The following is a 15,345-nucleotide window of genomic DNA, read 5'->3' as shown; positions in this document are numbered from 1 at the left end:
ATTTTTAAAAAGGGCTTAAATTTGTTCTCAAATTTTGATTCAGCGTATTGATTTATTCGAATGTTTACAAGAATGACTAATTATTCACTTGATTAATTCTAATACTATCAGCCGATTTGCTGAATTGTTGTTTCATGTCGATATCGCTCTCCAAATCTTCACGCAGTTTCGCTTCATTTTTGGTTTCGAGCAGTATGCTGTAGTTTTTCCAAAACTCAGGATGATACTCCGAAGGGATATACAATTTGTCATTCCATTTCTCGGGAAGCATCTGTGTAATCTGATTGGGCTCTTCGATGATTTCGGTGAATAAGAGTTCTTTTGAAATACGGGGATATTTTTTTTGTTTGATCTGTCCTTCAATAATTGATGAAGAGATTCCTGTGAAATCGCGCTTGAATATTTTATAATAAGAAGGGTATAATTTTCCCTTCTGGCGTTTGTATTTTAATGTGAAGTTAGATTTGAACGTATTTGCAAATCCAGTTATCATCAATCCGTTCTTATTGGGGTTTTGTACCTTCCCATACTTTATTTCATACAATGCGAAGTCTTTTGCAGAGATAAGTAAATATCCCAGTCTAATAAAAATGCCATTTTTTAGTTCTTTGGCTGTTGGTAACATCTTTATTTTGTAGATGGCTTCACCATTTAGGTCGAGAATTGTATCGAGCTTGAATTGATGAAAATCGCTTTTGTATAGGTCATGTAAGCTGTGCCACATATCACCTAGTTTCGGCTGATAGGCAGTTTCCAATCTTCTAAGTTTACTGATTGAATTTCTCTTTTCATCAGTTTCCCGAATCAGCTTTTGCAACTCTTCTTTGTTGGGTTTGTAGGTTTTCGCTTGTCTGTGTGCTTTGTTTTGACGCATGTGTTCCCAGTTTTTAAAAAAGCCGAGTGCTTCCGCATCAATTTCTCTGTTGTCGTAAGTGTTTCTTTTCTCAAGAATATGAACCTTAAGCTTGGGCTCTTCAGGTGTAGCGTAGGTAAATAGAGCTGCTTCTATCAGTTTCACATACTTTTTGTTTAGCAGGTGGCTTTGTCGCAAAAAGCCTTTGTTTATGTAGGGCTTGTCGGGACGAAAGCTGGGTGCTGCTTTCATGCAGGCTTTTAGTATCTTTTTAGGATCGCTCATCAACCTGCTGGCATTTACTTTCACTTCCGATAGATCGTAGGCAATGGCTTTTAGTTCGATGGTTTTCGCATTGGTGATTTCGTCGATATTGAGCAAAAGGGATTGATAACCCAAACTGCTGATTTGTATTCTTGTGTCGGCTTGCGGATTTTCAACAAACAATTCGAACTGTCCGTCCTTGTTGCTCATAGTACCCTTAGTCGTTTTAGCTATGGATATATTGGCATAGGAAATGGGAGCTTTACTTTTTTGATCGATAATTCTTGAGTTGATTTGAACTTGTGCCTGTGTAACTGTCAGTGAAATTAGCAAGAGGAATGCTGTATTGAAGATGGCTTTATTCATATCGTTTGGAGTTGTCAGTTATGTGGTTATATAGTTTTATGTAGACTTAATTGTTAATAATGAGAATGCTGGTTGAGTATGTTAGATTTTCAGGGGTTTATAAATATTTAGTATTTTATTTGCTTTAAATAAACCGAATCCAAAGGGATGTGAGTGAAGTCTTTCCAAAATTCATCATTGAAATCACTAAGGAATTCTTTTATTTTTTCGACCATAATAGGACTTTTTTCTTCTAACTTTATGGTTTTATCTTGTAATTCATAAATGCTGATTCTTTTGCTACAGTTACCTGTCATACTTGTAAATTCTGTTATCACGTTGTTGATATACCATTGCTTGTTTTTGAAGAATAAAGTGATTTTTTTATCATAGAATTCAGCTGAAGCGAGACCGAAATTTTCCCTGTCGATGATCAGTCTGCCTTTGTCTCTCATGTTTTTTTATTTTCAAATTCCATGATATAGGCTTCTCTCTGGTTGATACTGGTGTATCCTTTGAGTTTTAAATTGTAATTCTTCAATTTGCTTTTTACAAGTATGTCTTCACGGTATTTAAAAATATTGTCAGATCTCATTTTAGAAAGTGAAATCAAACGATAATTTTTAAAAATTTTACGACCATATTTTGAAAATGGCTTGGCTCGGCATTTTATAATATTGAATTCTGTGTTGTGCGTTTTCTTTTGATAGAGATCTAAGTAATATTCTTCCATCAGATACAATTCGTCTTTGTGTATAGAAATAATTCGGGTAAAAGCCTTATACCTCACTGGCTCTATAGAATGATTTTCTTTAAACCGTTTGTAAAATGCCATCATAATGCCTTTTGCAGAAAGAGCTTTCACACTCACCTCAGATATGTGATTCACTTTCTGTTGGAGGATTGTATTTGTTTCATGAGTTTCAAAGCTAGCAGTTTTGGTTTCGTATTGTATGTGCGAAAAAACGATCGAATCAGGTTGAACATTACTCTTGATATAATACCGTCCATCTTTATTCGTAATACTTCCCGCCTGTGGCTTGTTCTTAATATAAACACTACAATAGGGAATAGGCTCCTTATCCTGATTGCGAACACTGCCCTCTACAATATAGGTCTGACTGTATGCTGATAGACTCAGAAGAAGTCCTATACTGGCTGTTAGTATACATTTCATAAGTATATTTTCATTGATTTTGTGAGTGGATGTTTTCTCATTAATGCATAATAAAAGTTGACGTCTAATGTGTAATTAGTTTAAAATGTATGGTTTAAATGTTAGTTGTGTTAACATTAGTACTAAGTTATGTAATATTATTAATATTTTCTGCAGCGACATTATTTTATTTATCTCGTAAGGTCTGTTCGGTTGTTTGTTTCGTGACAATACAAAAACTTAATTATATCAGCATTATTTACATTAACACCCCATATCTAAATTAGGGGGTCGAATAAATAAAAAGCACTTTTAAATTTTGCGCCCCCCTTTCGAAATCGTTGTAGGCGTTAAAAACATCATTTTTAAGTCAACTACCCCCTATTTTTTATTGTTATTCCAATTTATTTTATACTTTTACGGTGTTGGCATGTAAGAATAAGGGGGTATGCTTAAAAAAAAACACATTTTTTAAACATACACCCCCTTTTTAAGACACGCTGAGATTAAAAAGAACCACTATGACTAACTATTATATAAAACCTAAATTTTCCCCTATGCGAAACTATTATTCAGGTCTTCGAAATAAAACCATTTTAAATTTCGAAGTAAAAATGGAACTATTACTCTCTTCAATTTTTCGACAATAGTTGAATTTACGCCTAGTTTATATCCAAAATCCGAGATTCTTTTATTTGGGATATCTCGGTGTTTTAAGCTGACAAAAGGAAAAGAATCTGATTTGAGAAACGACAAAAACATTTAGTTTATGAAAAAGATCGAAGCAATTATCCGTAAAACAAAATTTGAAGAAGTGAAAAAAGGCCTTCACGATGTCGGAATTGATTACCTATCATTCTGGGACGTTAGAGGTGTAGGTAAATCAGTAGAAGAAAGAATTTATCGTGGTGTAACCTATGACACCAGTAGCATTGAAAGAACATTGGTTTCTTTTATTGTACGTGATAGATATGTTGATAGCTGTGTTGTAAGTATTCGTGAAAATGCTTTCACGGGTGAAATTGGCGATGGTAGAATCTTCGTTTACGCTGTTGAGGATGCTTACCGCATTAGAACAGGAGATTCTGGAGATCGTTCATTATATGACGAAGAGTAATCAGCAATTAATTTTTACAATTAAAATTATTTATTATGGAAGAAACACTTACTTTAAATACGTTGGCCACAGCCGTTACCGAAACGGGCCATTCACTCGATATTGTCTGGGTACTAATAGCAACAGCACTTGTTATGTTTATGCAACCAGGCTTTGCTATGGCTGAGGCTGGTTTTACCCGATCAAAAAATACAGCTAATATTCTGATGAAAAATCTTGTGGATTTTGCTGTGGGATCTATTACATTTTTTCTAATTGGTTACGCTTTAATGTTTGGAACAGATATTGGTGGACTAATTGGTAAACTTCCATTTATGGAAGATGTAAGACCTGATATTGACTTATCCTTTTTAATGTTCCAAACCGTTTTTGCAGCCACAGCCGCGACTATTGTATCTGGGGCAGTTGCAGAGCGTACAGAATTTAAGGCATATGTTCTATTTAGTGTTGTTACAACAGCTATTGTTTATCCCATATCCGGACACTGGATTTGGGGTGGCGGATGGTTAAGTGAACTTGGCTTTCACGACTTTGCAGGTTCAACCGTAGTTCACTCGGTAGGCGCATGGATGGGACTTGTTGGTGCAGCCATAATTGGACCTAGAATAGGGAAATACAATGGAAAAGTGAATGCGATTCCTGGTCACAACCTTACTTTCGCCGCTCTTGGTGTATTTATACTTTGGTTTGGATGGTTTGGTTTTAATGCAGGATCACAGTTAGCTGCTAATGGTACAGCAAATACCACTGCTATAGCTCATATTTTTATGACAACAAATTTATCAGCAGCTGCGGGTACAATATCAGCATTATTAATTAGTTGGATGAGATACAAACGACCTACTCTTTCTCTTAGTTTAAATGGTTCATTAGCGGGCTTAGTAGCTATTACAGCTGGTTGTGATATTGTATCGCCAACTGGTGCTATTATTATTGGTTTACTTGCAGGGGCAGCACTTGTGTTTGGTGTTGAGTTCTTCGACAAAGTTTTACGAGTTGATGATCCAGTAGGTGCAGTAACCGTGCATGGAGTTAACGGAGCTTTAGGAACAATTTTAGTAGGATTTTTTGCAACAGATGGTGGCGTATTCTATGGTGGAGGTTTCAGTCTACTAGGAATTCAAGCACTAGGAGTTGTTGCAGTAGCCGCATGGGCAATGGGAACAGCGTATGTAATATTCAAAATATTAGATAAAACAATAGGATTAAGAGTATCTGCTCGTATCGAGGAAGAAGGTCTTGATGTTTATGAGCATGGAGAAAAAGCTTACCAATAGGTTTTTCATTAAACTCGTTTCTTGTAAATGGCAAGGTTCACTAGTTGTTCCTTGCCATTTTTGTATATTGGCTATTGTGATTGTTGAGGTCTTTTTAGCAGTAATGGTGAGAACTCTGTTTGCGGTGTAATAGAATTGGTGTTTTTAATTAGATAGATGGTACTTGCTCTTATTGGGAGGTGTATTTTTATCGAACTAGAAGGAACTAATTGTTTTGTACTCTCACATGATCATCTGTATTTAAACCTGCTGTAATTTCAATTCTTAAACCGTCGGATAGTCCTACTTCTACTAAATGTTTATTTATTTTATGATTCTCGTCCAGTAGTTCAACTTAGATACTATCGTTTTTAAAAATCAGGTTGCGTTCTTTTACAGTCAGGACACTGTCTCTTTTGTCAAGAATCATTTCGGCAACGGCCGATAATCCAGGATAGAGTTGGAGTTTTGAGTTATTTTTAACGCTTGCTTCAATCTCGAATTTCATTTTTGGAGTTGTTGTGTTTCATGTCTTTAGTATTGGGCGGGATTTATCAAAATAGTAAAATACTTGTTGTTTGTGCTGTTGTTAGTGGTGTTTTGAGAGTTAAAGAGGAGTACAGAAATGGAAGAAATTTTTTTGAATAATTATGACTTTAAAAAGAAGGATTAGGAAGTTTGCATTACTTTTAAAACAGATGCATAAATATCGATAAAATTATGAAACAGTTGTCTTTACTTTTTAGCTTCCTTACTTCTTGTTAGTTCAGTGTTTTTCGATATGACATCAAGAAAAAGACTTTGTGGTGTTTTATTGTGCGTCTAACATATAGATATCTAAATACTTTCTTTATATTTGCAGGGAAAAAGGAACAAAGATTTGTGAGTTAGTTAAAGGGTGAATGAGTAAATGAATGAAGCGTGTTTAAGCTCTGTATCATGTGCCGAGTAGCTCAGGACTAACTACTATATAGATAAGATATATGGCTAAAGAAGAACAAGACAAGATATTGGACGAAGTTACGCAAAGTGACTACAAATATGGTTTTTCGAGTGATATCGATACAGATTCTATTGCAAAGGGTTTGAATGAAGATGTTATTCGTCTGATTTCGTCTAAGAAAAATGAACCGGAATTTATGTTAGAATTCCGATTGAATGCTTACCGTCATTGGTTGACCTTAAAAATGCCTGAATGGGCACATTTGGATATTCCACCAATCGATTATCAGGAAATCATTTTCTATGCAGCTCCCGTACAAAAAGCGAAGCTGGAAAGTATGGATGATGTTGATCCTGAAATCCGTGCGACTTTCGATAAGCTTGGTATTCCATTGGATGAGCAAAAACTGCTATCTAATGTTGCCGTTGATGTCGTAATGGACTCTTCATCGGTAAAAACGACATTTAAAGAGGTGTTAGCTGAAAAAGGCATTATTTTCTGCTCTTTCAGCGATGCTGTTCAAGATCATCCTGATTTGATTCAGAAGTATATGGGATCTGTTGTTTCCTATCGTGATAACTTTTTTGCGGCTCTTAACTCGGCAGTATTCTCCGACGGATCTTTCGTTTATATTCCAAAAGGCGTTCGTTGTCCAATGGAATTATCTACTTATTTCCGTATTAATGCTGAAAACACAGGTCAGTTCGAGCGTACTTTGATTGTTTGCGAAGACGAATCATACGTTAGTTACCTTGAGGGTTGTACGGCACCAATGCGTGACGAGAACCAACTACATGCTGCAATTGTTGAAATTATCGTAAAAGATAATTCAGAAGTGAAATATTCAACGGTTCAGAACTGGTATCCTGGAAACAAAGAAGGTCTTGGAGGTATTTACAATTTTGTAACCAAACGTGGTATTTGCGAAGGTGTTAATTCTAAATTGATGTGGGCTCAGGTTGAAACGGGTTCTGCTGTAACTTGGAAATATCCTTCTTCAATATTAAAAGGCGATGGTTCATCAAGTGAGTTTTACTCAGTAGCTGTAACTAATCACCACCAACAAGCCGATACAGGAACTAAAATGATCCATATCGGTAATAATACCAAGTCAACCATTATTTCGAAAGGTATTTCGGCAGGAAAATCGAACAACTCTTACCGAGGATTGGTAAAAGTGGTTAAGAACTGCGAAGGCGCTCGAAATTTCTCACAATGTGATTCGCTTCTATTGGGCGATAAGTGTGGCGCACATACTTATCCATATTTGGAAGTTCATAATAAATCGGCGAAAGTTGAACACGAGGCAACCACCTCAAAAATTGGTGAAGATCAGATCTTTTATTGTAACCAGCGAGGTATCTCAACTGAAGATGCTATTGGCTTAATTGTTAATGGTTACGCTAAAGAGGTGATTAATAAAATGCCTATGGAATTTGCTGTTGAAGCACAAAAACTATTGGCAATTAGCCTCGAAGGCTCTGTCGGATAACCGACAACAGATATTTGATAACTGATAACCGGAAAAAAGACAACAATGTTAAGTATAAAAGATTTACACGCATCAATAAACGGAAAAGAAATCCTAAAAGGGGTTAATCTTGAAATAAAGCCAGGTGAAGTTCATGCTATCATGGGACCTAATGGCGCAGGTAAAAGTACATTAGCTGCAGTATTAGCAGGACGCGAATTGTTTGAAGTAACTAAAGGTGAGGTTATATTCGAAGGTAAGGATTTATTGGATTTAGCTCCAGAAGATCGTGCTAGAGAAGGTATCTTTCTTGGCTTTCAATATCCAATAGAAATTCCAGGTGTTTCAACTGTTAACTTTATGAAAACAGCTGTAAACGAGCATCGTAAGTATAAGGGTTTGGAGCCTTTAAAAGCTTCCGATTTCTTAAAATTAATGCGAGATAAAAAAGCCTTAGTTGAGATCGATTCGAAGCTAACTAACCGTTCAGTGAACGAAGGTTTCTCTGGTGGAGAGAAAAAGAAAAATGAAATTTTCCAAATGGCGATGCTTGAACCTAAGTTAGCTATATTGGATGAGACTGATTCAGGTTTGGATATTGATGCACTTCGTGTAGTTGCCAATGGTGTTAATAAATTGAAGACTCCCGAAAATTCAACTATCGTGATTACTCACTATCAGCGTTTGCTTGATTATATTGTACCAGATGTTGTTCATGTATTATTCGATGGACGTATTGTAAAAACTGCCGGTAAAGAGTTAGCTCTTGAATTGGAAGCAAAAGGGTACGATTGGATTAAGGAAGAGTTAGTGAAATAGTTAGATTGTTTATAAAGTTAAATTGTTTAATGGTTGAACGGTAACATTATTTCGTCCTTAATATTAAGTCTTGTAATAGACTAACAATATAGCCATCTAGCAGTTTATCAATGTAGTCATTGAGTAATGCAGCAATTTAGCAATGCAACAATATAACAAACTTGCAATGCAACAATTTATCAATCTATCAATTTGAAATAATCATGTCAATAGATACTATAAATAATGATTTTTTAGATTTGTTTAAGCAGGGGAAATCTCTTCTCGACGACAAATCTTCAAAATTCATGAATACAAAAAGAGAGGAAGCATTTGAGCAATTCAAAAAGCTAGGTGTTCCAACTCTTGCCAACGAAAATTATAAGTACACAAATTTAGTTCCTGTTTTCGATCATCCTTATACGGTCGATCTGCAATACAGAACTGTAATGGGTGACTTAAATAAGTTATTTTATTGCGACGTTCCAGAGCTAGATACCAATTTGGTATTGCTTTCTAACGGATGGTATTACAATCAGAATAGAAAATTAGATATTCCTGAAGGTGTTATTGTTTGTAGTCTGCAAGAAGCAGCTGAAAAGCATAGCGAAATATTCGAGAAGCATTACGGGAAATATGCTAAGCCAAACGAAGAAGGTTTGGTTGCGTTAAACACAGCTTTAGCCAAAGATGGTATTTTTATTTACGTTCCTAAAAATGTAGTTGTTGAAAAGCCTATTCAGGTTATTAACCTATTACGTTCCGATCGTGATTTAATGGCAACTCAGCGTAATTTAGTTGTTGTTGAAGAAAATGCTCAGGTTAAACTAATCTTCTGCGATCATACTTTAACAGAGCACAAATACTTATCGAATACAGTAAGCGAAATTAATGTCGCTAAGAATGCTATTTTCGATTTATATACAATACAAAATCAGCATTTGAATGCCGCAATTCTTAATTCGGTGTTTATCCGTCAGGAAGCAAATTCAAATGTTTTGAGTAATATCTTATCATTATACGGTGGAATTATTCGTAACAATCACTACACTATATTTGATGGTGAGCATTGCGAAAATAATACCTACGGTATGTATTTGATGGATCGTAATCAACATGTTGATAATTTCACTTTTGCAGATCATGCTAAACCTAATTGTGTGAGTAACGAGCACTTTAAAGGTGTAATGGGTGATGAGGCAACGGCTGCTTTTACAGGAAAGATTCATGTTCGTCGTGATGCACAAAAAACAGAGGCTTATCAGCGAAATAATAATCTATTATTATCCAACGATGCTGTTATCAACACCAAACCTCAGTTGGTTATCGATGCGGATGATGTGAAATGTAGTCATGGTGCTACTGTTGGTCAAATGGATGATGATGCTTTATTTTACCTTCGTGCTCGTGGTATTCACGAGGAAGAAGCTCGAATGATGTTAATGTTTGCTTTTGCGCACGAGATTATCGAAAAAATTAGAATTGATGCTCTTAAAGATCGTATCGATGAATTAGTTGAGAAACGATTAAGAGGTAAGATTTCTAAGTGTAGTACATGTGCAATTGCTTGTCACCAATAAATTGATAGATGATTGAGTTGTTAAATGGATAAATTGTTGAATTGTTAACAATCTACCAATTTGAACAATGTAGCAATTTAACAGTGTAACAATTTAGCAATAAAACAATTTTAACCTTTTGTCAATGACAATAGATATAAATAAAATACGTCACGATTTTCTAATTCTATCTGAAAAGATATATGGAAAATCATTGGTGTATTTCGATAATGCAGCTACCTCGCAAACACCAACTCAGGTAACTGATGTGATGTTGGAGTATTACAATAAGTACAACTCGAATATTCATCGTGGTGTTCATTATTTAAGTAATAAATCGACCGAGGGAGCCGAGAATGCTCGTATTAAAGTTCAGAAATTTATTAATGCTGAACATTCTCACGAAGTAATTTTCACTAGGGGAACAACCGAAAGTGTCAATTTAGTTGCCAATTCATTTGGGGAATGTTATATTTCTGAAGGTGATGAGGTGCTTGTTTCGGAAATGGAACATCATTCAAATATAGTGCCTTGGCAAATGCTCTGTCAGCGAAAGAAAGCAATTCTAAAAGTTTTACCTTTCAACGACAATGGAGAGTTGATGCTTGAGAAATTGCCTGAATTGATTACTGATCGTACAAAAATTCTTGCTGTTAATCATATCTCAAATGCATTAGGAACGACCAACCCTATTAAAGAGATTATAGATTTTGCTCACTCAAAAAATGTGCCTGTTCTTATAGATGCAGCACAATCGGTACAGCATAAAAAAATCGATGTTCAAGCTCTTGATGCAGATTTTCTTGTATTCTCGGGGCATAAATTGTATGGTCCAACAGGTATTGGAGTCTTATATGGTAAAGAAAAATATTTAAATGAAATGCCACCTTGGCAAGGTGGAGGTGAGATGATTCAAGAGGTGACTTTTGAGAAAACCACCTATAACGAATTGCCATTTAAGTTCGAAGCAGGAACACCAAACTATATTGCTGAAATTGGACTTGGTGCAGCTATCGACTATGTTGAGGCTATTGGTTTAGATGTGATTGATGCTTATGAACAAGAATTATTAGATTACGCGACTGAGAAATTTCAGGCTATTCCAAATATGAAGATTTACGGAACGGCAAAACATAAATCGTCTCTTATTTCTTTCTTAGTTGAAGGAATCCATTTTTATGATATGGGTATGTTGCTCGATCAAATGGGAATTGCAGTGAGAACAGGTACACATTGTGCAGAACCGGTAATGACGCATTTTGGTATCGAAGGAACTGTACGTGCATCCTTTGCTTTTTATAATACAAAAGAAGAAATTGATGTGCTTATCGCAGGAATTGAAAAAGTTTGTAAAATGTTTGGCGCTAAAACAGTTTAAGATTTTATCTAAATAATTATAACTTTGTCTGCGAAATCGAGAGTTAGACTTTAGAAATGAGAAATATGACAGAATAATCTGCTGTGAATCTCAAAAACTAATATCTTAAATATCATATCTATAAAAAGATGACCATAAAAGAAATACAAGAAGAGATTATTGAAGAATTCGTTGGTTTTGATGACTGGATGGATAAATATGCATACTTAATTGAATTGGGAACAGATCTTTCGGGGTTAGAGTCCCAATATCAAACAGATCAAAACCTAATTAAAGGGTGTCAATCTAAAGTTTGGTTTAATGCCAAGTTAGAAGATGGCGTTGTGAAAATAGAGGCTGATAGTGATGCAATTATTGTAAAAGGAATTGCTGCCTTGTTAATACGAGTATTCAATAATCAGACTCCTGAGGCAATAATGAATGCAGATTTACATTTCATCGATGAAATTGGATTAAAACAGCATTTGTCACCAACACGTTCAAATGGATTGGTTGCAATGGTAAAACAAATTAAAATGTACGGCTTAGCATTCAACCAAAAGATGAATAATTAATATCGATTTATTCTTTAATTTTTAATCCGCTTCAGGCGGACTCAAAATACAATGTAATGAGTAGAAAGCAAACCGAAGAAATTATCGTAGAGATCTTAAAAACCATTTACGATCCAGAAATCCCTGTGAATGTTTACGATTTGGGATTAATATATGAAGTTGACGTTTACGAAGATGATGAGGTGAAAGTTTTAATGACTTTAACAGCACCTAACTGTCCAATGGCCGATCAAATTCTTGAGGAAGTGAATGAAAAAGTTAAGGCTTTACCACAAATTAACGATGTGACTGTCGTTTTAACTTTTGACCCACCTTGGGACAAGGATATGATGACTGAAGACGCAAAACTCGAATTGGGTTTTCTATAATATATAAAGGACTGTTTTTACAGTCCTTTTTTTATTCCGAATTATTTTGTCTGATGAATATATATGCCGAAAGTTTACCTCATAAAATTGAATATTTATACATCTCGCGAATGAGAAGAACCATTTGTCTACTGGCTCGTCTGTAAATTTTGATAATTTTGTAATTATGTGAATCCTCTATTTTTGAAAATAGTAATCACTACCTTAGCTATATGAATCTCTCTTTAAATGCAAAATCTCAACTGATAAAAGATAAAGCCATAGAACTTGGCTTTGATCTTTGCGGTATTACCAAAGCCGACTTCCTCTCCGAAGAAAAAGAACGTTTTACCGATTGGTTAGATAAAGACTATAATGGTGAGATGGGGTATATGGCTAATAATATTGAGAAGCGCCTCGATCCACGACTATTGGTAGAAAATACTAAATCCATAGTGATGGTTGCGCTTAATTATTTTCCTGATAATAAGCAAGAAGATTCTGAAGCTCCCGTATTGGCAAAATATGCCTATGGTAAAGATTATCACTTTGTGATAAAAGAGAAGTTGAATGCTTTGTTGGCATATATAAACGAAGAAATTGGTGAAACACAAGGCCGTGCCTTTGTCGATTCGGCTCCCATATTGGAACATGCTTGGGCTCGAAAAGCAGGATTGGGATGGATTGGAAAAAATTCATTACTTCTTAATAGAAAATTTGGTTCATTTATGTTTTTGGGCGAATTGCTTATCGATATGCCCTTGGACTATAATACAGAAGAGTATCCCGACTTTTGTGGCGGTTGCAATCGCTGTATTCGCTCATGTCCAACCAATGCTATCGTTTCTCCTAGAGTCGTAAATGGCAGTAAGTGTATTTCATATTTTACAATCGAATTAAAAGGTGAAATTCCCGAAGAAATGGCAGGTCAATTCGAAAACCGAGTGTTTGGTTGTGATATTTGCCAAGACGTTTGTCCTTGGAATCGTATGGCTAAGTCACATTCTGTTGAGGCTTTCAAGCCAAATCCAGAGATACTGTCTTTATCAAAAGAAGACTGGTTTGCAATGGATGCACATCAATTTGGAAGCTTATTTAAGAATTCGGCGGTTAAAAGAACTAAATTTAAAGGCTTAAAACGGAATTTAGATTTTCTTAAAAAATAAAAACGTATTTGTATGACTCATCAAACGGCATTAATTAAAACATCGGACGATATTAACTTGTTCTATCAAGTGTGGAGTCCCGCTCAAACGCCCGACTGTATTATTTGTTTGGTACATGGAATTGGTGAGCATAGTTCACGATATGCTAATTGGGCAGAAAGATTTGTAGACAAAAATATTGCTGTTCTTGCTTTTGATCAACGAGGTCACGGTCAGTCAGAAGGCAAGCGAGGAGTTATTCCTTCATATGATGCTTTCCTCGACGATGTTGATTTATTATTGTTAGAGTGTGAGCATCGTTTCCCAAATATCCCAACTATTCTTTACGGGCATAGTATGGGAGGCGGTGAAGTTTTAACTCATCTACATAAAAGAAATGGTCGATATAAAGCTGTCATTTCATCATCTCCATGGCTGATTGCACAGAATTCTCCGTCAAAATTTGTTATACCTCTGATTAAACTTCTAGCGTATTTAATTCCAAATTTTAGTTTAAAAACGAAACTCAATGGAGACTTAATTACTCACGATAAGCTCATTTCTGAGAGTTATATAAACGATCCACTTGTTCAACCTTGGATTTCCTTTCGTTTGTTTAGTCAAGCTTATCAGGCAGGATACGATCTTTTAAACACGTTGGTGCCTGTTAAAAAGAACTTATTGTTATTACATGGAGGTTCCGATCAAATTACATCTCACATTGCAAGCCAAAAATTTGCTGCTAATGCTGGTCCTTTATGTCATCTACATATATTCGAAGGAGCTTATCATGAATTGCATAATGAATTTTGTAAGGATCAGGTTTTTGATTTAATTTTATCTTGGATTCATAAGAATGTAATTTCTTCATCATAATACGACGATTGCTATGAACGACGATTTGTTTAGAACAAAAGTGAATATTCCTCGATCTGAATTTAAATTTGGGTATCAGCAGAATGCGATGATGTTGGGCTCTTGTTTTGTTGAAAATATTGGTGCTAAGTTAAAATCATTCAAATATCAGGTTGATGTTAATCCATTTGGAGTTATTTATAATCCCATAAGTATATCTAGTAGTTTGCGTATGTTAATGGAAGAACGTGAGTTGTTTGAAGATGATTTGAATTTTCAGAATGATTTGTGGTTTAGTTTTAATCATCACAGTAAATTTTCTAATAGCGATTTATCTCAATGTCTATCTGGTATTAATGAGGGGATAAGGGCGAGTTCAAAAAATCTGAAGGAAGCTGATTTTTTATTTATCACATTTGGTACCTCATGGGTGTATGAGTTGTTGAGTTCTGGCAATGTCGTATCTAATTGTCACAAGTTGCCAGCTAAGGGTTTTAACCGCTATAGATTAAATGTCGATGAAATTGTTTCTATATATAAAGACTTGATCGTTGAGTTGTTAATTTTTAATCCAAAAATTAAGATCATATTCACTGTGAGTCCAATTCGTCATTGGAAAGATGGTGCTAATGGAAATCAATTGAGCAAGGCTACTCTTTTATTAGCAATCGATCAGTTGATTGAATTGTTCGATCAGGTAATGTATTTTCCATCTTATGAAATTGTGATGGATGAGCTGCGAGATTATCGTTTTTATTCTGAGGATATGTTACACTTAAGTGATGTTGCTCTAAAATATATCTGGCAACGTTTTTCGGATATCTATATATCAGAAGAATCTACACAAGTTCAAAAACAGATTGAAAAATTTATCTTAGCCTCTAATCATAGACCTTTTAATGTGAAATCGGATTCCCATCAAACTTTTATTAGAACTAGTTTAGCCAAAATTCAGGAATTCTTAATATTAAATCCAAGTATCAACTTAGATGATTTAATTGTTAGCTTAGAAAGGAAACTCATCTAAGGGTATGGATTTTCTCCTTTTTATATTGTAACTTACTTGTCCGACTCTTTTTTTTCAGATAGAGCATGGTGTTTATTAGTGCATTAGTATTAAAATGTAAAAAACTTTCACTTCGCATTAGGAAGTGTAGAAATAAAAACCCTATATTTGCACTCGCTTTAAGAGAGAGGCAAGGTCTTTGAATCGTTTGTAAGTATTGAAAACGTTGGGGTGACCCGATAAAAACAATTAAAAAATAAACGAAAAAAGATTTGTAGATTTAGAATTAAAGTTCTTA

General features: G+C 35.0%; 15 protein-coding genes. 11 read left to right on the top strand and 4 right to left on the bottom strand.

The features are described 5' to 3' along the window. Positions 1-76: 76 nt before the first annotated feature. From EMN46_RS05155 to EMN46_RS05145, 3 genes are all read right to left on the bottom strand, one after another. On the bottom strand, positions 77-1,483 hold the full coding sequence (locus EMN46_RS05155; protein WP_154199614.1) for a carboxypeptidase-like regulatory domain-containing protein: 1,407 nt from the start codon (positions 1,481-1,483) through the stop codon (positions 77-79). Positions 1,484-1,590: 107 nt separating this feature from the next. After that, positions 1,591-1,917 (bottom strand): hypothetical protein, encoded by a 327-nt coding sequence (locus EMN46_RS05150; RefSeq protein WP_154199613.1) that lies wholly within the window; start codon positions 1,915-1,917, stop codon positions 1,591-1,593. Beyond that, positions 1,914-2,639, bottom strand: a complete 726-nt coding sequence (locus EMN46_RS05145) for a carboxypeptidase-like regulatory domain-containing protein (protein ID WP_154199612.1) — start codon at positions 2,637-2,639, stop codon at positions 1,914-1,916. Before EMN46_RS05145 ends, EMN46_RS05150 begins: the two co-directional genes overlap by 4 nt. Positions 2,640-3,387: 748 nt before the next feature. On the opposite strand from EMN46_RS05145, the gene EMN46_RS05140 reads away from it, so the two are divergent. Both EMN46_RS05140 and EMN46_RS05135 read left to right on the top strand, forming a co-directional pair. Next, the gene (locus EMN46_RS05140) at positions 3,388-3,735 is read left to right on the top strand and encodes a P-II family nitrogen regulator (protein ID WP_154199611.1); all 348 of its coding nucleotides are present in this window, start codon (positions 3,388-3,390) and stop codon (positions 3,733-3,735) included. 35 nt (positions 3,736-3,770) lie between these two features. Beyond that, complete coding sequence (locus EMN46_RS05135) at positions 3,771-5,012, top strand: ammonium transporter (protein WP_154199610.1); 1,242 nt, start codon at positions 3,771-3,773, stop codon at positions 5,010-5,012. A gap of 334 nt (positions 5,013-5,346) precedes the next feature. Here the strand turns inward: EMN46_RS05135 and EMN46_RS05130 are convergent, their stop codons facing one another. Beyond that, entirely contained in the window at positions 5,347-5,499 is a 153-nt protein-coding gene (locus tag EMN46_RS05130) for a hypothetical protein (protein ID WP_154199609.1), read from the bottom strand. A gap of 475 nt (positions 5,500-5,974) precedes the next feature. Here EMN46_RS05130 and sufB point away from each other — a divergent pair, with 475 nt between their 5' ends. The 9 genes from sufB (at position 5,975) to EMN46_RS05085 (ending at position 15,068) form a co-directional block, all read left to right on the top strand. After that, entirely contained in the window at positions 5,975-7,426 is a 1,452-nt protein-coding gene (sufB, locus tag EMN46_RS05125; protein WP_154199608.1) for a Fe-S cluster assembly protein SufB, read from the top strand. Positions 7,427-7,471: 45 nt separating this feature from the next. Next, positions 7,472-8,224 (top strand): Fe-S cluster assembly ATPase SufC, encoded by a 753-nt coding sequence (gene sufC, locus EMN46_RS05120; protein ID WP_154199607.1) that lies wholly within the window; start codon positions 7,472-7,474, stop codon positions 8,222-8,224. Positions 8,225-8,427: 203 nt separating this feature from the next. Next, complete coding sequence (gene sufD / locus EMN46_RS05115) at positions 8,428-9,783, top strand: Fe-S cluster assembly protein SufD (protein ID WP_154199606.1); 1,356 nt, start codon at positions 8,428-8,430, stop codon at positions 9,781-9,783. A gap of 124 nt (positions 9,784-9,907) precedes the next feature. Beyond that, on the top strand, positions 9,908-11,140 hold the full coding sequence (locus EMN46_RS05110; RefSeq protein ID WP_154199605.1) for an aminotransferase class V-fold PLP-dependent enzyme: 1,233 nt from the start codon (positions 9,908-9,910) through the stop codon (positions 11,138-11,140). Positions 11,141-11,268: 128 nt separating this feature from the next. Further along, the gene (locus tag EMN46_RS05105; RefSeq protein WP_154199604.1) at positions 11,269-11,694 is read left to right on the top strand and encodes a SufE family protein; all 426 of its coding nucleotides are present in this window, start codon (positions 11,269-11,271) and stop codon (positions 11,692-11,694) included. Positions 11,695-11,750: 56 nt separating this feature from the next. After that, positions 11,751-12,062 (top strand): metal-sulfur cluster assembly factor, encoded by a 312-nt coding sequence (locus EMN46_RS05100; RefSeq protein ID WP_154199603.1) that lies wholly within the window; start codon positions 11,751-11,753, stop codon positions 12,060-12,062. 212 nt (positions 12,063-12,274) lie between these two features. Then, entirely contained in the window at positions 12,275-13,207 is a 933-nt protein-coding gene (gene queG / locus EMN46_RS05095) for a tRNA epoxyqueuosine(34) reductase QueG (protein WP_154199602.1), read from the top strand. A 12-nt stretch (positions 13,208-13,219) separates the two neighbouring features. Then, complete coding sequence (locus EMN46_RS05090; RefSeq protein WP_154199601.1) at positions 13,220-14,062, top strand: alpha/beta hydrolase; 843 nt, start codon at positions 13,220-13,222, stop codon at positions 14,060-14,062. 13 nt (positions 14,063-14,075) lie between these two features. Then, positions 14,076-15,068 (top strand): GSCFA domain-containing protein, encoded by a 993-nt coding sequence (locus EMN46_RS05085; protein WP_154199600.1) that lies wholly within the window; start codon positions 14,076-14,078, stop codon positions 15,066-15,068. Positions 15,069-15,345 lie beyond the last annotated feature (277 nt).

Source organism: Ancylomarina sp. 16SWW S1-10-2 (genome assembly GCF_009669305.1).
Classification (GTDB): Bacteria; Bacteroidota; Bacteroidia; order Bacteroidales; family Marinifilaceae; genus Ancylomarina.
Note: the sequence above shows the minus strand (reverse complement) of the source record. Positions and strands in the feature narration are given on the sequence as shown.